The organism is Pseudomonas sp. REB1044, from assembly GCF_038813925.1.
GTDB lineage: Bacteria > Pseudomonadota > Gammaproteobacteria > Pseudomonadales > Pseudomonadaceae > Aquipseudomonas > Aquipseudomonas boreofloridensis.
This window is the reverse complement of sequence record NZ_CP046139.1, coordinates 1,063,611-1,085,629: the sequence shown is the minus strand read 5'-3', so window position 1 is coordinate 1,085,629 and position 22,019 is coordinate 1,063,611. Positions and strand designations below refer to the sequence as shown.

General features: G+C 62.5%; 21 protein-coding genes and 1 pseudogene. 5 read left to right on the top strand and 17 right to left on the bottom strand.

All coding sequences use genetic code 11. The features are described 5' to 3' along the window. Positions 1-49: 49 nt before the first annotated feature. From GKC70_RS05090 to rplM, 5 genes and pseudogenes are all read right to left on the bottom strand, one after another. A complete protein-coding gene (locus GKC70_RS05090) occupies positions 50-829 on the bottom strand; it encodes a cytochrome c1 (RefSeq protein ID WP_039579871.1) in 780 nt (259 codons plus the stop codon). After that, positions 829-2,040 carry a cytochrome bc complex cytochrome b subunit gene (locus GKC70_RS05085; RefSeq protein ID WP_342651469.1) on the bottom strand — a complete coding sequence of 404 codons (1,212 nt, stop codon included), beginning with the start codon at positions 2,038-2,040 and terminating at the stop codon, positions 829-831. Before GKC70_RS05085 ends, GKC70_RS05090 begins: the two co-directional genes overlap by 1 nt. Then, complete coding sequence (gene petA / locus GKC70_RS05080) at positions 2,040-2,633, bottom strand: ubiquinol-cytochrome c reductase iron-sulfur subunit (RefSeq protein WP_029612132.1); 594 nt, start codon at positions 2,631-2,633, stop codon at positions 2,040-2,042. Before petA ends, GKC70_RS05085 begins: the two co-directional genes overlap by 1 nt. Before the next feature lie 261 nt (positions 2,634-2,894). Continuing rightward, positions 2,895-3,287, bottom strand: a complete 393-nt coding sequence (gene rpsI / locus GKC70_RS05075; RefSeq protein WP_029612131.1) for a 30S ribosomal protein S9 — start codon at positions 3,285-3,287, stop codon at positions 2,895-2,897. Between the two features lie 14 nt (positions 3,288-3,301). Continuing rightward, positions 3,302-3,729 (bottom strand): annotated as a pseudogene (rplM, locus tag GKC70_RS05070) (50S ribosomal protein L13). A gap of 261 nt (positions 3,730-3,990) precedes the next feature. On the opposite strand from rplM, the gene GKC70_RS05065 reads away from it, so the two are divergent. Together GKC70_RS05065 and GKC70_RS05060 are read left to right on the top strand one after the other, a co-directional pair. Beyond that, positions 3,991-5,031 (top strand): NADP(H)-dependent aldo-keto reductase, encoded by a 1,041-nt coding sequence (locus GKC70_RS05065; protein WP_342650635.1) that lies wholly within the window; start codon positions 3,991-3,993, stop codon positions 5,029-5,031. 329 nt (positions 5,032-5,360) lie between these two features. After that, entirely contained in the window at positions 5,361-6,257 is an 897-nt protein-coding gene (locus GKC70_RS05060; protein ID WP_162889598.1) for a GlxA family transcriptional regulator, read from the top strand. 126 nt (positions 6,258-6,383) lie between these two features. Here the strand turns inward: GKC70_RS05060 and zapE are convergent, their stop codons facing one another. The 3 genes from zapE to GKC70_RS05045 form a co-directional block, all read right to left on the bottom strand. After that, positions 6,384-7,478 (bottom strand): cell division protein ZapE, encoded by a 1,095-nt coding sequence (zapE, locus tag GKC70_RS05055; protein WP_029612127.1) that lies wholly within the window; start codon positions 7,476-7,478, stop codon positions 6,384-6,386. 113 nt (positions 7,479-7,591) lie between these two features. Continuing rightward, a complete protein-coding gene (locus GKC70_RS05050; RefSeq protein WP_342650634.1) occupies positions 7,592-8,941 on the bottom strand; it encodes a tryptophan--tRNA ligase in 1,350 nt (449 codons plus the stop codon). Positions 8,942-8,966: 25 nt separating this feature from the next. Further along, on the bottom strand, positions 8,967-9,602 hold the full coding sequence (locus GKC70_RS05045; protein WP_342650633.1) for an alpha/beta fold hydrolase: 636 nt from the start codon (positions 9,600-9,602) through the stop codon (positions 8,967-8,969). 135 nt (positions 9,603-9,737) lie between these two features. Here GKC70_RS05045 and GKC70_RS05040 point away from each other — a divergent pair, with 135 nt between their 5' ends. After that, positions 9,738-10,175, top strand: coding sequence for a DUF1043 family protein (locus GKC70_RS05040; RefSeq protein WP_029612124.1), 438 nt, complete (start codon positions 9,738-9,740; stop codon positions 10,173-10,175). Positions 10,176-10,238: 63 nt separating this feature from the next. Here the strand turns inward: GKC70_RS05040 and GKC70_RS05035 are convergent, their stop codons facing one another. Beyond that, entirely contained in the window at positions 10,239-11,435 is a 1,197-nt protein-coding gene (locus GKC70_RS05035) for a methionine gamma-lyase (protein ID WP_342650632.1), read from the bottom strand. Positions 11,436-11,562: 127 nt separating this feature from the next. Here GKC70_RS05035 and GKC70_RS05030 point away from each other — a divergent pair, with 127 nt between their 5' ends. Then, positions 11,563-12,042: an Lrp/AsnC family transcriptional regulator gene (locus GKC70_RS05030; RefSeq protein ID WP_029612123.1), complete on the top strand. Its 480-nt coding sequence runs from the start codon at positions 11,563-11,565 to the stop codon at positions 12,040-12,042. A gap of 195 nt (positions 12,043-12,237) precedes the next feature. Here the strand turns inward: GKC70_RS05030 and cysN are convergent, their stop codons facing one another. The 4 genes from cysN to GKC70_RS05010 all read right to left on the bottom strand — a co-directional run bounded on the left by cysN (position 12,238) and on the right by GKC70_RS05010 (position 16,460). Next, positions 12,238-14,139 carry a sulfate adenylyltransferase subunit CysN gene (cysN, locus tag GKC70_RS05025; protein WP_342650631.1) on the bottom strand — a complete coding sequence of 634 codons (1,902 nt, stop codon included), beginning with the start codon at positions 14,137-14,139 and terminating at the stop codon, positions 12,238-12,240. A 53-nt stretch (positions 14,140-14,192) separates the two neighbouring features. Then, positions 14,193-14,534: a four helix bundle protein gene (locus GKC70_RS05020; protein ID WP_029612122.1), complete on the bottom strand. Its 342-nt coding sequence runs from the start codon at positions 14,532-14,534 to the stop codon at positions 14,193-14,195. Positions 14,535-14,635: 101 nt separating this feature from the next. Beyond that, positions 14,636-15,553, bottom strand: a complete 918-nt coding sequence (cysD, locus tag GKC70_RS05015; protein WP_029612121.1) for a sulfate adenylyltransferase subunit CysD — start codon at positions 15,551-15,553, stop codon at positions 14,636-14,638. 148 nt (positions 15,554-15,701) lie between these two features. Next, the gene (locus tag GKC70_RS05010) at positions 15,702-16,460 is read right to left on the bottom strand and encodes a Nif3-like dinuclear metal center hexameric protein (protein WP_116889016.1); all 759 of its coding nucleotides are present in this window, start codon (positions 16,458-16,460) and stop codon (positions 15,702-15,704) included. Positions 16,461-16,641: 181 nt separating this feature from the next. On the opposite strand from GKC70_RS05010, the gene algW reads away from it, so the two are divergent. Then, a complete protein-coding gene (gene algW / locus GKC70_RS05005) occupies positions 16,642-17,802 on the top strand; it encodes a Do family serine endopeptidase AlgW (RefSeq protein ID WP_342650630.1) in 1,161 nt (386 codons plus the stop codon). Between the two features lie 54 nt (positions 17,803-17,856). Here algW and GKC70_RS05000 read toward each other — a convergent pair whose 3' ends face one another. From GKC70_RS05000 to GKC70_RS04985, 4 genes are all read right to left on the bottom strand, one after another. Beyond that, positions 17,857-18,621, bottom strand: a complete 765-nt coding sequence (locus GKC70_RS05000; RefSeq protein ID WP_039579896.1) for an amino acid ABC transporter ATP-binding protein — start codon at positions 18,619-18,621, stop codon at positions 17,857-17,859. Between the two features lie 10 nt (positions 18,622-18,631). Next, positions 18,632-19,729 (bottom strand): amino acid ABC transporter permease, encoded by a 1,098-nt coding sequence (locus tag GKC70_RS04995; RefSeq protein ID WP_342650629.1) that lies wholly within the window; start codon positions 19,727-19,729, stop codon positions 18,632-18,634. Positions 19,730-19,739: 10 nt separating this feature from the next. Further along, positions 19,740-20,918 (bottom strand): amino acid ABC transporter permease, encoded by a 1,179-nt coding sequence (locus GKC70_RS04990; protein ID WP_039579901.1) that lies wholly within the window; start codon positions 20,916-20,918, stop codon positions 19,740-19,742. 67 nt (positions 20,919-20,985) lie between these two features. Continuing rightward, positions 20,986-22,014 carry an amino acid ABC transporter substrate-binding protein gene (locus tag GKC70_RS04985; protein WP_342650628.1) on the bottom strand — a complete coding sequence of 343 codons (1,029 nt, stop codon included), beginning with the start codon at positions 22,012-22,014 and terminating at the stop codon, positions 20,986-20,988. Between the last annotated feature and the right edge of the window lie 5 nt (positions 22,015-22,019).

Below are 22,019 nucleotides of genomic sequence, written 5' to 3'. Positions count from 1 at the left end.
GCATGGCAGCGCCCCAGGGCGCGTTCAACTACCAGCAACTACTGCGTGATCAGTGCACGTCCTTCCAGTATTCGCGCTTGAGCAAGTAGGCGAACACGAAGAAGAAAGCCAGGTACAGCAGGACATAAGTGCCGATGCGCTGACTTTCCAGTTTGACCGGGTTGGCCGAATAGGCCAGGAAGGTCACCAGGTTCTTGACCTTCTCGTCGAACTGCTCGGCCGTCAGGGTACCGGATTTCGGCTCCACGGTCAGCTGATCGCAGGCTTCATGGGTCAGCGGAGCGCCGGTCAGCGGGTCGAACTGCTTCTTGCCATCGACCACGGTCTGGATCTGCTTGCAGCCGATCACCTGATTGCCCTGCAGGCCCACCAGCACGTTGGGCATGCCGACGTTGGGGAAGACCTTGTTGTTCACACCGTAGGGGCGCGACGGGTCCTGGTAAAAGCTGCGCAGGTAGCTGTACAGCCAGTCGTTGCCGCGGACCCGGGCGACCAGCGTCAAGTCCGGCGGCGCCGCGCCGAACCAGGTCTTGGCGTCATCGGGACGCATGCCGATCTTCATGTGGTCGCCGATCTTGGCGCCCGTGAACACCAGGTTTTCCAGCATCACCTCATGCGGGATACCCAGGTCGTCGGCGACTCGCTCATAACGCTGGAACTTGGCGCTGTGGCAACCCATGCAATAGTTGGCGAAGGTCCGAGCGCCATCCTGCATCGCGGCCTTGTCAGCCAGGTCGATATCGACCTTGTCCAGCTCAACGCCATGCTCAGCAGCGAACGACAGGCCAGGCATCAATGCCAGGCAAAGTACTGCAATTAACTTTTTCATCAGCCAGTCACCCTTTCCGGAACCGGTTTGCTCTTCTCGAGCCTCGTGTAGAAGGGCATCAGCACGAAGTAGGCGAAATACAGCACGGTACAGATCTGCGACAGCAGGGTCCGCCCGGGCGTTGGCGCCAGCACGCCGAGGATGCCGAGGATGATGAAGGCCACGCAGAACACCAGCAGGAACAGCTTGCTCAGCCAGCCCTTGTAGCGCATCGAGCGCACTGGACTGCGGTCGAGCCAGGGCAGCACGAAGAGCACCGCGATCGCCGCGCCCATGGCGATGACACCGAAGAGCTTGTCAGGAACCGCACGCAAGATGGCGTAGAACGGCGTGAAATACCATACCGGGGCGATGTGCTCAGGCGTCTTGAAGGCGTTGGCCTGCTCGAAGTTCGGTTTTTCCAGGAAGTAGCCACCCATTTCCGGGAAGAAGAACACCACTGAACAGAATACGAAGAGGAAGACCACCACCCCGACGATGTCTTTCACGGTGTAGTACGGGTGGAACGGAATGCCGTCGAGCGGGATGCCGTTTTCGTCCTTGTGCTTCTTGATGTCGATGCCGTCAGGGTTGTTCGAACCCACTTCATGCAGCGCCAGGATGTGCAGCACCACCAGGCCGAGAATGACGATCGGCAGGGCAACCACATGCAGGGCAAAGAAGCGGTTCAGCGTGATGCCGGAGATCAGGTAGTCACCGCGGATCCACTGCGTGAGATCGTCACCGATCACCGGAATGGCACCGAACAGCGAGATGATCACCTGGGCACCCCAGTAGGACATCTGGCCCCAGGGCAGCAGGTACCCCATGAAGGCCTCGGCCATCAGCGCCAGGTAGATCAGCATGCCGAACAGCCACACCAGCTCGCGCGGCTTCTGGTAGGAGCCGTAGAGCAACCCACGGAACATGTGCAGGTACACCACGATGAAGAACGCCGAAGCGCCGGTCGAGTGCAGGTAGCGCAGGATCCAGCCGTACTCGACGTCGCGCATGATGTACTCGACCGAGGCGAAGGCCTCTTCAGCCGAGGGCGTGAAGCTCATGGTCAGCCAAACGCCGGTGACGATCTGGTTGACCAGCACCAACAACGCCAGGGAGCCGAAAAAGTACAGGAAGTTGAAATTCTTGGGCGCGTAGTACTTGCTCAGGTGCTCTTCCCACATCTTGGTGGCGGGGAAGCGCGCATCCACCCAGTCCATGAACTTGCTCATCATGCGTTCTCCTGATCGACGCCGATGACGATGATGTCGTCAGACTCGTACGAATGCGGCGGCACGGGCAGATTGAGCGGCGCCGGCTGCGACTTGTACACGCGACCAGCGAGGTCGTAGTGCGAACCGTGGCAAGGGCAGAAATAGCCGCCCACCCACTTTGGACCCAGGTCGGCTGGCGCCACTTCCGGACGGAAAGTGGGCGAGCAGCCCAGGTGCGTGCACAGCCCGACGAGGATGAGGATTTCCGGCTTGATCGACCGAACCTGCGGATCGACGTAGGTCGGCTGCACCGACTCCTTGGACTGCGGGTCGGAGAGCTCGCCCGTGAGCTTTTGCAGATTCCCGAGGATCTCCGGCGTTCGCCGCACGATGAACACCGGTTGCCCACGCCATTCAGCGACCATCTGCTGCCCTGGCTCGATCTTGGCGATATTGACCTTCACAGGTGCCCCAGCCGCCTTGGCCTTGGCGCTTGGGAACCATGATCCCACGAACGGTACCGCAGCCCCGACCGCCCCTGCAGCCCCCACCACGGATGTGGCAGCTACGAGGAAGCGGCGCCGGCCTGCGTTGACGCCGTCATTGCTCATTCAATCCTCTCCCATCAGCTTTCTTCTCGCCCGTCGCAACAGGCGTCTATTAGTAATGTCTGTGGCGCTAAAAATTGGTCGCCATGGTAGGAAACAAGTCCACACACTGACAAGGTGATTAGCGCTGCCAAGGACACAACCCGCGCTTTGCTTGATCTACGTCTATGTGGCAAGCGCCCGCGAATCCGCTGGGGAGAAATGGCAGACATAAAAAAAGCCCGGTTCCAAAGAACCGGGCTTTTTTCGACTGCCGAAGCGGTATTAACGCTTGGAGTACTGAGGACGCTTACGCGCTTTACGCAGACCCACTTTCTTACGCTCGACTTCACGAGCGTCGCGGGTGACGTAGCCAGCACGACGCAGAGCGCCACGCAGGGTTTCGTCGTATTCCATCAGAGCGCGGGTGATACCGTGGCGGATCGCACCGGCTTGACCGCTGACACCACCACCGGCGACGGTGACGTAGATGTCGAACTTCTGGGTGCTCTCGGTCAGCTCCAGCGGCTGGCGAACAACCATGCGAGCGGTTTCGCGACCGAAGAAGGTGTCCAGAGGACGGTTGTTGATGGAGATGTTACCAGTGCCCGGACGCAGGAAAACGCGAGCGGTTGCGGTCTTGCGACGGCCAGTGCCGTAATTTTGAGTCGCCGACATAATGAACTATCCCGTTAGATCTTCAGTTCTTGAGGCTGCTGAGCAGTGTGAGGGTGAGCAGCACCCGCGTACACTTTCAGCTTGCGGTACATGTCGCGACCCAGCGGGTTCTTCGGCAGCATGCCTTTGACCGCGGTCTCGATGACACGCTCAGGGCCTTGTCGATCAGCTTCTCGAAGCTGATTTCCTTGATGCCGCCCGGGAAGCCGGAGTGGGAGTAGTACATCTTGTCCGAAGACTTGGCACCAGTGACACGAACCTGCTCGGCGTTGATGACGACGATGTAGTCGCCAGTGTCAACGTGAGGGGTGTACTCTGCCTTGTGCTTGCCACGCAGGCGACGAGCGATTTCGGTAGCCAGACGACCCAGGGTCTGACCAGCGGCGTCAACTACGTACCAGTCGCGCTTTACTGTTTCCGGTTTAGCAGTAAAAGTTTTCATTCTCTAAAGCCTCAGAGGCCGCCCAGCGAAAAATAGACGGCGAATCTTACTGGATAGTGCACAGCTTGCCAAGGGCAAGCGCGCAGCCTCGCATTGGGCGCTAAGTGGGGGCTCGGGTCGGCGCGTCCAATGTTCGACAAAGGTTCCTCCTGCATGGTGGTGCATCACTTCCGCCACACGGAGAGGGTCGTCATTATCCAGATTGCGCTGAGAAGATCAACCTGCTTTGATGGCTTATTTCAACTGCAGAGAGCCTTCCCCATGCATTACCGCAAGCTCGGCCGTACCGACCTCGACGTCAGCGCCCTGTGCCTGGGCACCATGACCTGGGGCGAGCAGAACGTCCAGGACGAGGCCTTCGCCCAGATCGGCCTGGCCAAGGCCGCCGGCATCAACTTCATCGACACCGCCGAGATGTATCCGGTGCCGCCGCGCCCGGAAACCTACGCCGCCACCGAGCGCATCATCGGTAACTGGTTCCGCGCCAACGGCGACCGTGACGACTGGATCCTCGCCAGCAAGGTGGCCGGCCCCGGCAACGGCATCAGCCATATCCGCGACGGCCAGCTCAAGCACAACCGCCAGCACATCGTCGCGGCGCTGGATGCCAGCCTTGAACGCCTGCAGACCGATCGCATCGACCTCTACCAATTGCATTGGCCAGAGCGCTCCACCAACTTCTTCGGCAAGCTGGGCTACCAGCACCAGCCCAATGACCTGTTCACGCCGCTGGAGGAAACCCTGGAGGTGCTCGACGAACAGGTGCGCGCCGGCAAGATCCGCCATATCGGCCTGTCCAACGAAACGCCCTGGGGCACCCTGAAGTTCCTGCATCTGGCCGAGATCCGGGGCTGGCCACGGGCGGTATCGATCCAGAACCCCTACAACCTGCTCAACCGCAGCTTCGAGGTGGGCTTGGCGGAAGTGGCGATCCGCGAGCAATGCGGTCTGCTGGCCTACTCGCCGCTGGCTTTCGGCATGCTGACGGGCAAGTACGAGGACGGCGCCCGCCCCGAGAACGCCCGCCTGACCCTCTTTAGCCGCTTCGCCCGCTACTCCAACCCGCAGACCGTGGCCGCCTGCAGCCGCTACGTGCAACTGGCCCGCGAGCACGGCCTGGACCCCGCACAGATGGCCCTGGCCTTCGTCACCGGCCAGCCTTTCGTTACCAGCAACATCATCGGCGCCACAGACCTGAAGCAACTGCAAAGCAACCTCGCCAGCGCCGATCTGGTGTTGAGCGACGAACTCCTGGCAGCGATCGAATCCCTGCACCAGCAGCAGCCCAACCCCGCCCCTTGAGGAAGCTGCAAGCGGCAAGCGGCAAGAAAAAGCAGGGCGTGGGTGCGTAGACTATCGCTTTCATCTTGCAGCTTGCAGCTTGCAGCTTGCAGCTTGTCGCTTGTCGCTTGTCGCTTGTCGCTTGCCGCTTGCCGCTTGCCGCTTGCCGCTTAAAGCTTGCAGCCAACCGGAAAACATAAGACGATCCAGCCGGTGATTGACCACTTTCCCCTATAAGAACAACGACGATGATGTTTACCCAACCCTCCGCGTCATTGCGGCGCGTCAGCATCCTGGCAATCGATAAAGTCTTCGCATCGACACTGATGCAGGCCAAGGACTTCTTCCACTTGGCCAGCCTGCGCTACAGCAAACAGCTGGGCCTGGGCCTGCAGTCGATGTTCGAGATTCATCTGGTAAGCCCCGATGGCCAGCCCGTCAACAGCTTCAGCGATGTTCAGTTGCCCGTGGACGGGGCACTGGGTGACGCCGACGTGATCATCCTTCCGGCCTTCTGGGAAGACTTCGACATCCTGCTCGCCCGCTATCCCCAAGTGCTGCCCTGGCTGCGCGAGCAGCACGCCCGCGGCGCCGTGCTCTGCGGCGAAGCCAGTGGCGTGCTCTGGCTCGCCGAATCCGGGCTGCTCGACGGCAAGGAGGCGACCACCTACTGGCGCTTCTTCAACAGCTTCGCCGAGCGTTTCCCGAACATTCGCCTGAACCAGGACAAGCACCTGACCGACGCCGACAACCTGTACTGCGCAGGGGGCACCACCTCGGCCTGCGATCTGTACATCTACCTGATCGAGCGTTTCTGCGGCGCGAACGTGGCGCGCGCCGTGGCCCGCGACATCCTCTACGAGGTGCAGCGCAACTACACCCCAGGACGCATGGGCTTTGGTGGCCAGAAGCTGCACCAGGACCTGATCATCCTGCAGGTCCAGCACTGGCTGGAGGAGCACTTCGCCGACAAGTTCCGCTTCGAGGACGTGGCGCGCAACCATGGCATGAGCATTCGCAACTTCATGCGCCGCTTCCAGGGCGCCACTGGCGACAAACCGCTGCACTACCTGCAGCGCCTGCGCATCGAAACGGCCAAGGGCCTGCTCTCCAGCACCCGCAAGAGCATCAAGACCATCAGTTACGAAGTCGGCTACGACGACGCCAGCTTCTTCGCCCGTCTGTTCCGCCAGCACACCGAACTGTCCCCCAACCAGTATCGCCAGCAATTCATGCAGGAGGCCTAGGCCTCCTGCAGCGGCAAGCTGTGAGCTTCAAGCTGCAAGAAAAAGCCAGAGCGGATCGCATTCTGCTCTGGCTTTTTCTTGCAGCTTGCAACTTGAAGCTTGTCGCTTGTCGCTTGCCGCTGCCCGCTAGGGCTTGTGTGCGCGCGACAGGAATTCGTGGGACTGCATTTCCAGCAGGCGGCTGAGGGTGCGCTGGAATTCGAAGCTCAGGCGACCGCCGGTGTAGAGGTCTTTGAGCTCGACTTCGGCCGAGATGATCAGCTTGACGTTGCGGTCGTAGAACTCGTCGACCATGTTGATGAAACGCCGGGCGATGTCGTCGGTGGTGACGCCCATTTGCTCGACGTTACTCAGCAGCACGGCGTGGAAGATCTTGCCCAACTCGATGTAGTCGTTCTGGCTGCGCGGGCCGTCGCACAGCGCGCGGAAGTCGAACCAGGCGACATCGTCGCAGGTGCGCAGGGCATGGATCTCACGGTTCTCGATCACCAGCACATCGTTCTCGACGGCCTGGGTGCACTCCGGCGTCAGCGCCTTGAAGCTGGCGCGCATGCTCTGCTCGGCAGCCTCGTTGAGCGGGAAATGGAACAGCTCGGCCTGCTCCAGGTGACGCAAGCGATAGTCCACGCCACTGTCGACGTTCACCACCTCGGTGTACTGCTTGATCATGGCGATGGCCGGCAGGAAGCGTGCGCGCTGCAGGCCATCCTTGTACAGGCCGTCCGGCACGATGTTGGAGGTGGCCACCAACGACACGCCGTTCTTGAACAACTCTTCCATCAAGGTGCCGAGAATCATGGCATCGGTGATATCGGAGACGAAGAACTCGTCGAAGCAGATGACCCGCGCTTCCTGGGAGAAGCGCTTGGCGATGATCGTCAGCGGATTCTTCTCACCCTTGAGGGTCTTCATTTCCTCGTGCACGCGCTTCATGAAGCGGTGGAAGTGGGTACGCATCTTCTCCTTGAACGGCAGCGCCTCGAAGAAGGTATCGACCAGGTAGGTCTTGCCCCGGCCTACCCCGCCCCAGAAATACAGGCCTTTGACCGGCGTCTGCTCCTTCTTGCCGAACAGCTTGCCGAGCATACCTGGCTTGTTGTTCTGCGCGGCGATCAGGTCGTCGTACAGGCGCTGCAAATGACGCACCGCCGTTTCCTGCGCCGCGTCATGGAAGAAGTCGGGGCGTTTGAGATCTGCTTGGTATCGTTCTAGGGGCGTCATGATTTCGTTAGCGAGGCAACAAAAAACGGGCCGTCACTGTAGCGAGCGGCCCGCATAATGGCAATTGGCGTTGCGGCGGATTGCTTCGGTCAGGCTGACTCGGTCAGATCGACTCAGTCGGCCTGTGGCGCAAGCGCCTCGCGCAGACGTTGTACAGCAGCATCGCGACCCTGCTCATCGGCCGCCTGCGGCCCTTCGGCCACCTGCTCGTCCGCCAGCCACAGCGAGAAGCCCAGGCCCTCGACCCGCACATCAGCGTCGCCGCCCTGCTGCAGTTGCTTGCTCACGGCACCCGCGCTCTTGCCGTCGGCGAAGCGCTTGGACAGCAGCAACTGCTCACCGTCGGCGGCCAGCAGGCGGAAGCGGAAGCTGCCGTCTTCGTCGCGGAAGCTGACGAAGCGTGCACTCTTGACCGCCTTTTTCTTGCCTTCGGCGCTGGTCTGAACGCTGCTGCGGAACGAACGCAGGCCGACCGATTCGCGAAGTTGCTCGAGGAACGGCGTGGCGATCTTGCGGGCTTTGGCAGCGCCCGCCAGGAGGATGTCTTCGAGATCGGCAGGGCGCGCGATGAGCTGATGATAGTGCTCGCGCTTCTCGGCCAGTTGGCCGTCGAGCAGTTGGAACAGACGCTGCTTCGCTTCGCCCCAGCCCAGGCCTTGCAGCAGCTCCTCGCGGAACTCGCCTGCCTGGTCCACGCTGGCGAAGGCCTGGTACAGAGTGAACAGGTGCGCGTTGTCCGGATCCTTGGCCTCGCCCGGGGCGCGCGAATCGGTGACGATCCGCGAGATGGCGTCCTTCATGTCCTTGGCGCTGGTGAACAACGGGATGGTATTGTCGTAGCTCTTGGACATCTTACGCCCGTCCAGGCCCGGCAGCGTGGCCACGCTTTCCTCGATCAGCGCCTCGGGCATGACGAAGAACTCCTTGCCCTGGCCGAACAGATGGTTGAAGCGCTGGCCGATGTCGCGGGCCATTTCCACGTGCTGGATCTGGTCACGGCCGACCGGGACCTTGTGCGCGTTGAACATGAGGATGTCGGCGGCCATCAGTACCGGGTAGCTATACAGGCCCATCGACACACCGGCGTCCGGGTCTTCGCCGGTTTCCAGGTTCTTGTCCACCGACGCCTTGTAGGCGTGGGCGCGGTTGAGCAGGCCCTTGGCGGCAACGCAGGTCAGCAGCCAGGTGAGCTCGGGAATTTCCGGGATGTCGGACTGGCGGTAGAAGGTGACCTTGTTCGGATCCAGGCCGCCGGCCAGCCAGGTGGCGGCGATTTCCAGGCGCGAGCGCTGGATGCGGAGTGGATCGTCACACTTGATCAGGGCGTGGTAGTCGGCCAGGAAGTAGAACGAGTCGGCACCGGGCTGCTGGCTGGCAAGGATCGCCGGGCGGATGGCGCCGGCGTAGTTGCCCAGGTGCGGGGTGCCGGTGGTGGTGATACCGGTGAGAATGCGCGTGGTCATGGGAGATCGCTTGTTCAGGCTTGGCTCAGTTCGAAAGACGCGGCAGCAGCAGATCCTTCAGATCGGTCAGCTTGCCATGGAAGAAGTGTCCGCATTCTGCCACTTTCAGCAGCTCATGGGGGCGCGTCAGCGCGTCGGACCATTCATAGACCAACCGAGGCTCGACCACCTCGTCGGTGTCAGGCTGGATCACCGTCAGCGTGCAGCGCTGCGCCAACGGGAACTGCTCGGTCAGACGCATCACCGCCGGGGCGACCATGAACAGGTGCGCCAACTCCACGCCAGCCGCCTCCAGGCGACCGGCCAGGCTGGCCGCGACGAAGCCACCGAAGGAGAACCCCATCAGCAATAGCGGCAGGCCAGGATGGCGCTCGCGCAGCCAGGCCGCTGCCGCTTCGGCATCAGCCACTTCGCCGGCGCCCATGTCGTGGCTGCCAGCGCTCTGGCCGACGCCCCGGTAGTTGAAGCGCAAGGTGACGTAGCCGGCGTCACGGGCGGTACGTTGCAGGGTCGAGACCACCTTGTTGAGCATGGTGCCACCCTGGACTGGGTTGGGGTGGCAGATCAGTACCGCGCCACGGGCGTCGGCCACATCCAGGTACAGCGCCTCCAGAGGACCGCAGGGGCCATCGATGAACAAGGGGGTTTCGCGGACAAGCAAGGCACTACTCCGTGACCTTGGCAAAGGTCGATTCGTCTAGGAGGGGAATTCTGTTCTGATTTGCGATCGCTCGCGGTATACAGCGCAGGTCTGAGCCGTTAACGTAAAGCAAAGCCGTTTATAGAGGAAGGACTCGTGGAACACTCGCTCCTTGTTTGGTTGCTGCCGACCGTGGCACTGGTCGTTGGTGTCGTCGTCGGTTTCGCCCTGGCCCGCCTGCTTCCCAATGCGGCTCCCAGCAGCACGCAACGCCAGTTGGACGACATCCAGCAGCGTTTCGACAATTACCAGAACGAAGTGGTCACCCACTTCAACAGCACCGCTTCGCTGGTGCGTAAACTCACCCAAAGCTACCAGGACGTGCAGGAACATCTGGCCGACGGCGCCAATCGCCTGGCCCTGGACGAACTGACGCGTCAACGTCTACTGGCCTCGCTGCACCCCGATGCCGCCCACGGCCCGCGTGATCGCCTCACGCCACCGAAGGACTCTGCCGAGGTGCCGCTGGACTACGCGCCGAAAGCCCCGAATTCGCCCGGTATGCTGGACGAGAGCTACGGCCTGAAGCGCTGAAACTCGAACCAGGCCGCTTAAAGCGGCCTTTTTCATGTCTGGACGAAGGTGAGCAACGGCGTTTCAGACACTCGCCCGTAACGCCTGACCCAGGTCGGCCAGCAAGTCCTCGATGTCCTCAAGCCCTACCGACAGCCGCACCAGCCCTTCGGAAATGCCGTGTTCGACCCGCTCCTGGGCGGTATAGCTGGAATGTGTCATGCTCGCCGGATGCTGGGCCAGCGACTCGGCATCGCCCAGGCTCACGGCCCGGCTGAACACCTGCAGCGCGTTCATGAACCGTCGCCCGGCCTGCTGCCCGCCCTTGAGTTCGAACGCGATCATGCCGCCGGGCAGGCGCATCTGTCGCTGGGCCAAACCGAACTGGGGAAAACTCGACAGGCCAGGGTAGCGAATCACCTCGATCTGCGCCTGGCGCTCGAGGAACTGCGCGACGCGCAACGCGTTGCTGCAGTGACGCTCCATGCGCAGCGCCAGGGTCTTGAGGCCGCGCATGAGCAATGCAGCGTCCTGCGCCGAGAGCACCGCGCCGGTCATGTCCTTGAGGCCTTGCAGGCGAATGCGCTCGATCAGTGCCTGGCGCCCCAACACCAGTCCGGCGGTGAGATCGCCGTGACCGCTGAGGTACTTGGTGGCCGAGTGCACCACCAAGTCCGCCCCCAACTCCAGTGGCCGTTGCAGATAAGGCGTGCAGTAGGTGTTGTCGACCGTCACCAGTAGCTCATGCCGACGGGCCACGCCGACCACTGCGGGGATGTCGACCAGGTGCATGTTAGGGTTCGCCGGGGTCTCGAAATAGATCATGCGCGTCTGCGGGGTGATCGCCGCTTCGAGGGCGGCGAGGTCGTTCAAATCGACGTGACGGATCATCACGCCGAACTCGCCGATGCCGTGGTGCAGGAACGCGAAGGTGCAGCCATAGAGGGTCTCGCCGACGATCAGCTCATCGCCAGGGCGCAACAAGGTCCACAGGGTCGAGGTGATGGCGCCCATACCCGAGGCCAGCGCCAGCCCGGCCTCGGCCCCCTCCAGCGAGGCCATGCGTTGCTCCAGCAAGGCCAGGGTCGGGTTGGAAATACGGCTGTAGACGTGCCCGGCCTGTTCGCCGGCGAAACAGGCTGCGCCATATTCGACACTCTCGAAGGCGTAGGTGGCAGTTTGATAAACCGGCGGCACCAAGGCGCCGCCGTGGGACTGAGGGTCGTAGCCCTGGTGAATGGCGCGGGTGGAAAATCCTGGCTTGTCGCTGGCAACGCGCATGGCATCGGCCTCGTTGTTATTTGTTCTAAGCTTATGCCGGGTGACAGGCGAAACTATTCCAAAATGTCCCGCTGCTGGACGAATTCCTGGAATGGAAACACTCAATAGAACGAACAAAGGGCATAACATGCCAACGCCTCTGGACCGCACCGACCGCGCTCTTCTGAACGCGCTGCAGAACAATGCTCGCCTGACCGTGGCCGAGCTCGCCGACCAGGTGTCGCTGACCACCTCGCCCTGCTGGCGGCGGGTCAAGCTGCTGGAAGAAGCCGGCTACATCACGGGCTATCAGGCCACGTTGTCACCCAAAGCCCTGGGCTACGGCGTTACGGCCTTCGTCAGCATCATGATGGAGTCACATAACAAGGAAGCCGCTCGAGTGTTCGAGCAACGGCTGATGGAGATTCCGCAGATCGTCGCCTGTCACAACGTGTCCGGACGCTATGACTTCCTGCTGGAAATCCTGGCCCACGATCTTGAATCGTTCGGCGAATTCGCCCGCGAAGTGCTGCAGACGCTGCCGGGGGTGAAGGAGATCTACTCGAGTTTTTCGTACAAGGCGGTGAAGCAGCGGCGGGTGATTCCGGTGGCGGAGCGACCGTTATAAACCCGCTCAACCGTCGGCCAACGTTCTGCCGCTTTGGGCGCGTACGACTTAGGTGAGGCGCTCGGGCGTCGAATCGGCGCCCGTATGGATTCAGTAAAGACTTGGCCGACAGCACCGGGCTGCTGCGCAACCCCGTGACTGTCGGCCAATCACCCAACTGGCGCGGAACCTGGAGTCCGCGTCCTAACGCAGCGCTTAGAGGGCGCCGCGCTGGCGCAGCACCTCAAGCACCTGCTTCACGCCTTCCTCGACGCTGGTGCTCTGGGTATCGATCACCAAATCCGCATCCAGCGGCACATCGAACGGGAAGCTCTCGCCCGGGATGTTGTCGCCACCGGCAGCGTACAGCCCCTGCGGGTCGCGCTCGCGGCAGACCAGCGGCGAAGCCTGCACGTAGACGGTGACCAAGCGTTCCTTGCCGATCAGCGCCTTGGCCTGCTCACGGCCTTCGGCATCCGGGGCGACGAACGCCGCCAGGGTCAGCAGACCGGCTTCGTTGAACTGGCGCGCCACATGGGCGGCACGGCGCCAGTTCTCGGTACGCCCGGCGCGATCCTGCGGCAACCCCTTGTTCAAGTCATGGCGCAGGTTCTGCCCGTCGAGCACGTACACCGCGCGGCCCATGTCGAACAGCTTGCGCTCCACGGCGTAGGCCAAGGTGCTCTTACCGGCGCCGGACAAGCCGCTGAACAGCACGGTCGCCGGCTGCTGGCCGAAGCGCAGGGCGCGTTCCTCGGTCGAGACGTGCGCGGCCTTGCCGTGCTGACCGGCGCCGCCATGTGGCAGTACAGGCTCGGCGATGATCATGCCGGCACCGACGGTGCCGTTGGTCAGGCGGTCGATGACGATGAACGCCCCGGTGGTGCGGTTGCTGTCGTAGCCGTCGAGGGCGATGGCAGCGTCCAGCGACACCTTGACCCGGCCGATCTCGTTCAGTTGCAGCGCGCTGGCGGCGCCCTTCTCCAGCGTGTTCACATCGACCTTGTGGGCGATGCTGGCGATCGAGCCCGGCACATAGCTGGTGGCGCGCTTGATGTCGTACTTCTTGCCCGGCAGCATCGGCTCTTCGGCCATCCACACCAGCATGGCGTCGAACTGGTCGGCCACCTGCGGCACGTTGTCGGCATGCACCAGCAAGTCGCCACGGGAGATGTCGATCTCGTCTTCCATGGTCAGGGTCACGGCCTGGCCAGGCCCGGCGTTCTCCAGCTCACCTTCGTAGGTGACGATGGACTTGACCCGGCTGCTCTTGCCCGATGGCAGGACCACGATCTCGTCGCCCTTGTGCACCACGCCACTGGCCAGGGTGCCGGCGAAGCCGCGGAAGTTCAGGTTCGGACGGTTGACGTACTGCACCGGGAAGCGCAGGTCGGTGACATTGCGGTCGGCCGCCACTTCCACGGTTTCGAGGATTTCCATCAGCGCAGGGCCGGTGTACCACGGCGAACGCTCGCTGCGGTTGACCACGTTGTCGCCCTTGAGCGCCGACATGGGCACGAAGTGCAGGCTGCTCGGCTTCAGGTCGATGGCTTCGGCGAACGCCAGGTAATCGGCCTTGATCGACTCGAAGACCTGCTCGTCGAAGCCCTTGAGGTCCATCTTGTTGACCGCGACCACGATGTGCTTGATGCCCAGCAGCGAGGCAATATAGCTGTGGCGGCGGGTCTGGGTCTGCACGCCATAGCGGGCATCGACCAGGATGATCGCCAGGTCGCAGGTGGACGCACCGGTGGCCATGTTGCGGGTGTACTGCTCATGGCCGGGGGTGTCGGCGATGATGAACTTGCGCTTGGCGGTAGAGAAGTAGCGGTAGGCGACATCGATGGTGATGCCCTGCTCGCGCTCGGCCTGCAGGCCATCGACCAGCAGCGCCAGATCGACTTCCTCGCCGGTGGTGCCGGACTTCTTCGAGTCACGGGTGATGGCCTCGAGGTGGTCCTCGTAGATCATCTTCGAATCGTGCAGCAGGCGCCCGATCAGGGTGCTCTTGCCGTCATCGACGTTGCCGCAGGTAAGGAAACGCAGCAGTTCTTTGCGCTCGTGCTGAGCCAGGTAGGCGAGGATATCCTCGCTGATCAAATCGGATTGGTGACTCATTTCATTCGAGCTCCAAGCTGTAAGCGTCAAGCGGCAAGCCTGTCGGCGTACAACTAGTTAGACATTCTGTTGATCAACCCACTCAGCATTCTGGAGAGCTCGCGGGTTTCATTAATCCAGCCGCTAGCCAGCCCAGCGTCGATGTAACCTATCTCACCACCGATCATCAGCTGCGTACGCAACTCCCCGCAGGACGCTTTCGCAACGCTGAGATACCAAACCTTCTCTCTGCTCCCGCGCCGCTCCATGCCCTCGGCAATATTGGACGGGATGGAAAGTGCTGACCGCGTGACCTGATCCTTGAATCCATAATCACGACACCCAGCCAGTATCCGGTACAACTCAATGGCCAAACGCTTACTTCGTTGCCAAACTGCCAGCTTCTCAAAATCCATTACGAGCACTTCGAGCCGCCCGCAATACGGCGGCAATCTACAAGTCTCAAACGCTACGCGTTCAGCTTCTGTCTTGCAGCTTGCCTCTTGTAACCTGAAGCTTAGAAATACCCTTGGCGTTTCTTGTCTTCCATGGAACCGGCGCCATCGTGGTCGATGACACGGCCCTGGCGTTCGGAAGTGCGCGTCAGGAGCATTTCCTGAATGATGTCGGTGAGCGTCTCGGCTTCCGACTCGACAGCACCCGTCAGTGGGTAGCAGCCCAGGGTTCGGAAACGCACCTTCTTCTTGACGATGCGGGCTTTCTCTTCATCGGTCAGATGCTCGAGAATGCGCTCGTCGTCGATCATGATCAGGGTGCCGTTCTTCTCGATGACTTCGCGCTCGGCGGCGAAGTACAGCGGCACGATCGGGATGCCTTCGAGGTAGATGTACTGCCAGATGTCCAGCTCGGTCCAGTTCGACAACGGGAAGACGCGGATCGACTCGCCCTTGTTGACCTTGCCGTTGTAGACGTTCCACAGCTCCGGACGCTGGTTCTTCGGATCCCAGCGGTGCTTGCTGTCGCGGAACGAATACACGCGCTCCTTGGCCCGCGACTTCTCTTCGTCGCGGCGCGCACCGCCGAAGGCGGCGTCGAAGCCATGCTTGTCCAGCGCCTGCTTGAGGCCCTGGGTCTTCATGATGTCGGTGTGCTTGGCACTGCCGTGGGTAAAGGGGTTGATGCCCTGCGCCACACCCTCGGGGTTGACGTGGGTGATCAGCTCCAGGCCCATTTCCTCGACCATCTTGTCGCGGAAGCGGTACATCTCCTGGAATTTCCAGCGGGTGTCGACGTGCATCACCGGAAACGGCAGCTTGCCCGGGAAGAAGGCCTTGCGCGCCAGGTGCAGCATCACGGCGGAGTCCTTGCCGATCGAGTACAGCATCACCGGATTGTCGAACTCGGCGGCCACCTCGCGGATGATGTGGATGCTTTCCGCCTCCAGCTGTTTCAAGTGCGTCAGTTTGTCGACCATGGCTACTCACGAAAAACGATCTTATGGACGGCCAGCGGGCCGTGTTCGAGCGGAGCACTTTATCACAGCGTCTGATTCTATTTAGGCGGGCAGCTAGATCGAAACGGTCTAATGATATGACTGCCGGTTTGGCCCTGGCCCACGGTATTCAAATCGGATTGGGGCAGTCGATGAACAGGTGTTCGAGGGCGAAGCGCCTGGCCAGATAGTCGCCCAGCGCCTGCACGCCATAGCGCTCGGTGGCGTGATGCCCGGCGGCGATGAAGCTGACGCCGTTCTCGCGGGCACTGTGGAAGGTTTGCTCGGACGCCTCGCCACTGATGAACAGGTCCACACCGGCAGCGATGGCAGCATCGATGTAGCCCTGCCCGCCGCCGGTGCACCAGCCCACGCGGCGAACCAGGCCTGGGCCCTCGATCAATAGCGGCTCACGGCCCAGCGCCTCATGCACGCGGCGGGCGACATCGCTGGCGGCCATGGGCTCGGCCAGCGAACCGATCAGGCCGATCACCCGTGGGTTGTCCGGATCGAGCGGGCCTTCGACGGTGATGTCGAGTTGGCGCGCCAACTGCACGTTGTTGCCGACTTCCGGGTGCACATCCAGCGGCAGGTGGAACGCCAGCAGGCTGATGTCGTGCTTGAGCAGGGTCTTGATGCGGCGCTGCTTGATACCGGTGATGCACGGGCTTTCGCCCTTCCAGAAATAACCGTGGTGCACCAGCACCAGGTCGGCGTCGGCCTCGACCGCCGCGTCGAGCAAGGCCTGGCTGGCGGTGACGCCGGTGACGATGCGCCTGACCTGCGCACGCCCTTCGACCTGCAAGCCATTGGGGCAGTAATCCTGGATCTTGGCGCTGCCGAGGTAGCGCTCGGCTTCCTCGACCAGGGTGCTCAGGGCGACGGCCATCCACATATCTCCTCGTAATTCGCTGCTTCAACGGGCGCAAGGCCTCGTATACTGGCCGCCATTATGGGCTGTCGCGGTAGCCGGGGGAACCGGAGCCTGCGGCGCGGGCAAAGCCGCGCCTACAGGTGTATCATCGCGCGCGTTCGCGTTCAGGCCCCCGCCCCACTCCAGGATTTTTTCGATGTTCAAGGCTCTGCGTTACTTTGGCTGGCCCCTGCTCACTGGCGTGCTGATCGCCGCACTGATCATCCAGCGGTTCCCGGAATGGGTCGGCCTGCCCAGCCAGGACGTCAACCTGCAGCAGGCGCCGCAGACTTCGCGGATCGTGCAGGGCCCGGTCAGCTATGCCGACGCCGTCACCGTCGCTGCCCCAGCCGTGGCCAACCTGTACACCACCAAAGCGGTGAACAAGAACGCTCACCCGCTGTTCGAAGACCCGCAATTCCGCCGCTTCTTCGGCGACAACCTGCCCAAGCAACGGCGCTGGGAGTCGAGCCTGGGCTCGGCGGTGATCATGAGCCGCGAAGGCTACCTGCTGACCAACAACCACGTCACCAGCGGCGCGGACCAGATCGTGGTGGCGCTCAAGGACGGCCGCGAAACCCTGGCGCGGGTGATCGGCAGCGACCCGGAAACCGACCTGGCGGTGCTGAAGATCGATCTCAAAGACCTGCCGGCCATCACCATCGGCCGCTCCGACAACGTGCACATCGGTGATGTCTGCCTGGCCATCGGCAACCCCTTCGGCGTCGGCCAGACCGTGACCATGGGCATCATCAGCGCCACGGGCCGCAACCAACTGGGGCTGAACAGCTACGAAGACTTCATCCAGACCGACGCGGCCATCAACCCGGGCAACTCCGGCGGCGCGCTGGTCGATGCCGACGGCAACCTGATCGGCATCAACACCGCGATCTTCTCCAAATCCGGCGGTTCCCAGGGCATTGGCTTCGCCATCCCGGCCAAGCTGGCGTTGGAGGTCATGAAGTCGATCGTCGAGCACGGCCAGGTGATTCGCGGCTGGCTGGGCATCGAAGTGCAGCCGTTGTCGCAGGAACTGGCCGAGTCGTTCGGCATGCAGGGGCGTCCCGGCATCGTCGTGGCCGGCATCTTCCGTGACGGTCCGGCCCAGCGCGCGGGCCTGCAACTGGGTGATGTGATCCTGAGCATCAACGGCGAGCCGGCCGGTGATGGCCGCAAGTCGATGAACCAGGTGGCGCGGATCAAGCCGAACGAGAAGATCAGCATCGAGGTGATGCGCAATGGCAAGCAGCTCAAGCTGATCGCCCAAGTGGGCCTGCGCCCGCCACCGGCGCCGGTGGCCAAGCAGGAAGAGAAGTAAGCCAACCCCACGCCTCCAGAAGCGGGCAAGCCGCTTCTGGAAGGCCCCGCGTCATCAGTGCAGGATCTGGCTCAGGAACAGCTTGGTGCGGTCGCTGCGCGGGCGGTCGAAGAAGTCGTCCGGCGCGGCCTGCTCGACGATCTCGCCCTTGTCCATGAAGATCACCCGATTCGCCACGGTGCGGGCAAAGCCCATCTCGTGGGTCACGCAGAGCATGGTCATGCCGTCTTCGGCCAGTCCGACCATGGTGTCGAGCACCTCCTTGACCATTTCCGGATCCAGCGCCGATGTCGGCTCGTCGAACAGCATGATCTTGGGTTTCATGCACAGCGCGCGGGCGATGGCCACCCGTTGCTGCTGACCGCCGGACAACTGCCCAGGATACTTGTGCGCCTGCTCGGGAATGCGCACCCGCTCCAGGTAATGCATGGCGATTTCCTCGGCCTTGCGCCGTGGCAGCTTGCGCACCCACATCGGCGCCAAGGTGCAGTTCTCCAGAATGCTCAGGTGCGGGAACAGGTTGAAGTGCTGGAACACCATGCCGACCTCGCGGCGGATCGCCTCGATCTGCTTGAGGTCGTTGGTCAACTCCACGCCATCGACCACGATGCGCCCCTGCTGGTGTTCCTCCAGCCGGTTGAGGCAGCGGATGGTGGTGGACTTGCCCGAGCCCGACGGGCCGCACAGGACGATGCGCTCGCCCTGACGCACGTTGAGGTTGATGTCCTTGAGCACATGGAACTGGCCGTACCACTTGTTCACGCCCTGCATCTGGATGATGCCTTCGGGGCCGGCGCTGTGTCTGATCGCTTCACTCATCTCGAAACTCCTAACGCTTGTGGCCAGTGTCCAGCTTGCGCTCCAGGTGCATGGAGTAGCGCGACATGGCGAAACAGAAAATCCAGTAGACCAGGGCGGCGAATACGTAGCCCTCGGTGGCCATGCCCAGCCAGGCAGGGTCTGCCGTGGCTTGGCGGGTGCTGTTGAGCAAGTCGAACAGGCCGATGATGATCACCAGGCTGGTGTCCTTGAACAGCGCGATGAAGGTGTTGACGATGCCCGGAATCACCAGCTTCAAGGCCTGGGGCAGGATCACCAGGCCCATGGCCCGCCAGTAGCCCAGGCCCATGGCGGCGGCGGCCTCGTACTGCCCTTTGGGGATGGCCTGCAAGCCGCCACGCACCACCTCGGCGATGTACGCCGACTCGAACAGGATGACGAAGATCATGGCCCGCAGCAGTTTGTCGAAGCTGGTGCCCTCAGGCATGAACAGCGGCAGCATCACCGACGACATGAACAGCACGGTAATCAGCGGAATGCCGCGCCAGAACTCGATGAAGGTGACCGAGACCGCCTTGACCACCGGCATGTTCGAGCGCCGGCCCAGCGCCAGCAGAATCCCCAGTGGCAAGGCGGCGGCGATGCCCACGGTGGCGATCACCAGCGTCAGCATCAATCCGCCCCACTGCGAAGTCGGCACGCTGCTCAGGCCGAAGCTGCCGCCGTGCAGCAACAGGTAGGCGAGGATCGGATACAGCACCAGGTAGCACAGGCCGTAGGGCAGTTTTCGCGCAAAACGCCGGATGAACAGCGGCGCGGCGCCGATCACGCCCAGCCACACGCTCAAGTCCACCCGCCAGCGCAACTCGCTGGGGTAGTAGCCATACATGAACTGGCCGAAACGCTGCTGGATGAACACCCAGCAAGCGCCCTGCCCGCTGCAGTCGGCGCGGGTACTGCCGGTCCAACTGGCGTCGAGGAACGCCCAGTGCAGCAGCGGCGGCACGATCAGCCAGATCAGGTACAGCGCGAACAGCGTCAGCAGGGTATTGGCCCAACTGGAAAACAGGTTGGCCCGCAGCCAGGCGAGCACGCCGACGGTTTTCACCGGCGGCGGCATGTCGGGTTTGAAAACATGGGGAGTCATGCGCCGGCCCTCATCGTTCGATCAGCGCAATGCGCTTGTTGTACCCATTCATCAGCAACGAGATGCTGATACTGATGGTCAGATACACGCCCATGGTGATCGCCATCACCTCCACCGACTGGCCGGTCTGGTTCAGCACCGTACCGGCGAACAGCGACACCAGTTCGGGGTAGCCGATCACCGCCGCCAGCGACGAGTTCTTGGTCAGGTTCAGGTACTGGCTGGTCAGCGGTGGAATGATCACCCGCATGGCCTGGGGGATGATCACCTTGCGCAGGGTCGGCCCTTCGCGCAGCCCCAGCGAGCGCGCCGCCTCGGTCTGGCCATGGCTGACCGAGCGGATGCCGGCGCGAACGATCTCGGCGATGAACGCTGCGGTGTAGATCGACAGCGCCAGGGTCAACGCCAGGAACTCGGGAATCAGCACCCAGCCGCCGGTAAAGTTGAACCCTTTGAGCTGCGGCACCTGCCACTGCAGCGGGTTGCCGAACAGCAGCACGCACACCCCCGGGATACCGACCAACAGCAGCAGGCCGACCCAGAATTTGTGAAACGGCTGGCCGGTTTCATCGAAACGCCGGTTGGCCTGGCGCACCATCACCACGATTGCCACCAGCGCCAGCAACAGGGACACCACGAACGGCCAGAAGCCTTCGCCCATCGACGCACCGGGCATGTTCACACCGCGGCTGCTGATGAAGAACAGGTCATCGATGTTGATGCTGCCCCGCGGTCCCGGCAGCGCGGTGAACACGGCGAAGTACCAGAACAGGATTTGCAGCAACGGCGGGATGTTGCGGAAGGTCTCGACGTACACCGCCGCCAGCTTGCCGATCACCCAGTTCGACGACAGCCGCGCCACGCCGATGATGAAGCCGAGCACGGTGGCCAGGACGATGCCGATGGCACTGGCCAGCAGGGTATTGAGCAACCCCACCAACAGCACGCGGGCGTAGGTGTCGGTCTCGTTGTAGTCGATCAGGTGCTGGGCGATGCCGAAGCCGGCACTGCGTTCGAGGAAATCGAAGCCCGAGGTGATCCCCCGGTGCTGCATGTTGGTCTGGGTGTTGTGAATGAGGAACCAGCCCAGGGCGATCACGGCCACGACCGTGACGACCTGGAACAGCCACGCACGCACGCGCGGATCGCTCAGGGACAGCCCTTTGCGCGCGCCGGTTGGATTGTTCATGAAAGGCACCGAAAGCAAGGAAGTGGAACGACCCGCGACGGCCACATGCCGTCGCGGGTGACGGCGATCAGCGCACCGGTGGCGCGTACTGGATACCGCCGTTGTTCCACAGGGCGTTCAGCCCACGGTCGATCTGCAGCGGCGTGCTCTTGCCCAGGTTCTTCTCGAACACTTCGCCGTAGTTGCCCACCTGCTTGACGATCTGTACCACCCAGCCCTTGGGCAGCTTGAGGTCCTTGCCGTACTCACCGTCGGCACCGAGCATGCGCGCCACGTCCGGGTTCTTGGTGGACTTGGCCTCGGCTTCGACGTTCTTGGAGGTCACACCGGCTTCTTCGGCGTTGAGCATGGCGAACAGCGTCCAGCGCACGATGCTGAACCAGTCTTCGTCACCCTTGCGCACTACCGGGCCGAGGGGCTCCTTGGAAATGGTTTCCGGCAGTACCACGTAGTCGCCCGGCGCGGCCAGCTTGGAGCGCTGTGCATAGAGCTGCGACTTGTCCGAGGTGAGCACGTCGCAACGCCCGGACTCGAGCGATTTGGCGCTCTCGTCGGAGGTATCGAAGGTGATCGGGGTGTACTTCAGGCCATTGGCGCGGAAATAGTCGGAAACGTTCAGTTCGGTGGTGGTGCCGGCCTGGATGCAGATGGTGGCGCCGTCGAGTTCCTTGGCGCTTTTCACGCCGAGCTTGTTGTTGACCAGGAAGCCGATACCGTCGTAGTAGGTAACGCCGGTGAACACCAGGCCCATGCCGGAATCGCGCGAGCTGGTCCAGGTGGTGTTGCGCGACAGCACATCGACTTCACCGGACTGCAGCGCGGTGAAGCGCTCCTTGGCGTTGAGCTGGCTGAACTTGACCTTGCTGGCATCGCCGAACACGGCCGCCGCCACGGCGCGGCAGACATCGGCGTCGATGCCGACGATCTTGCCCTGGGCGTCAGGGACGGAGAAGCCCGGGAGGCCGTCGCTCACGCCACACTGGACGAAGCCCTTCTTCTGCACCGCATCGAGCGTGGCCCCGGCCTGTGCGGTGCTCACGGCACCGAAGGCGGCGGCAGCGGTCAGGACTGCCAGCGTGGTTTTCAACATCTTCATCAACA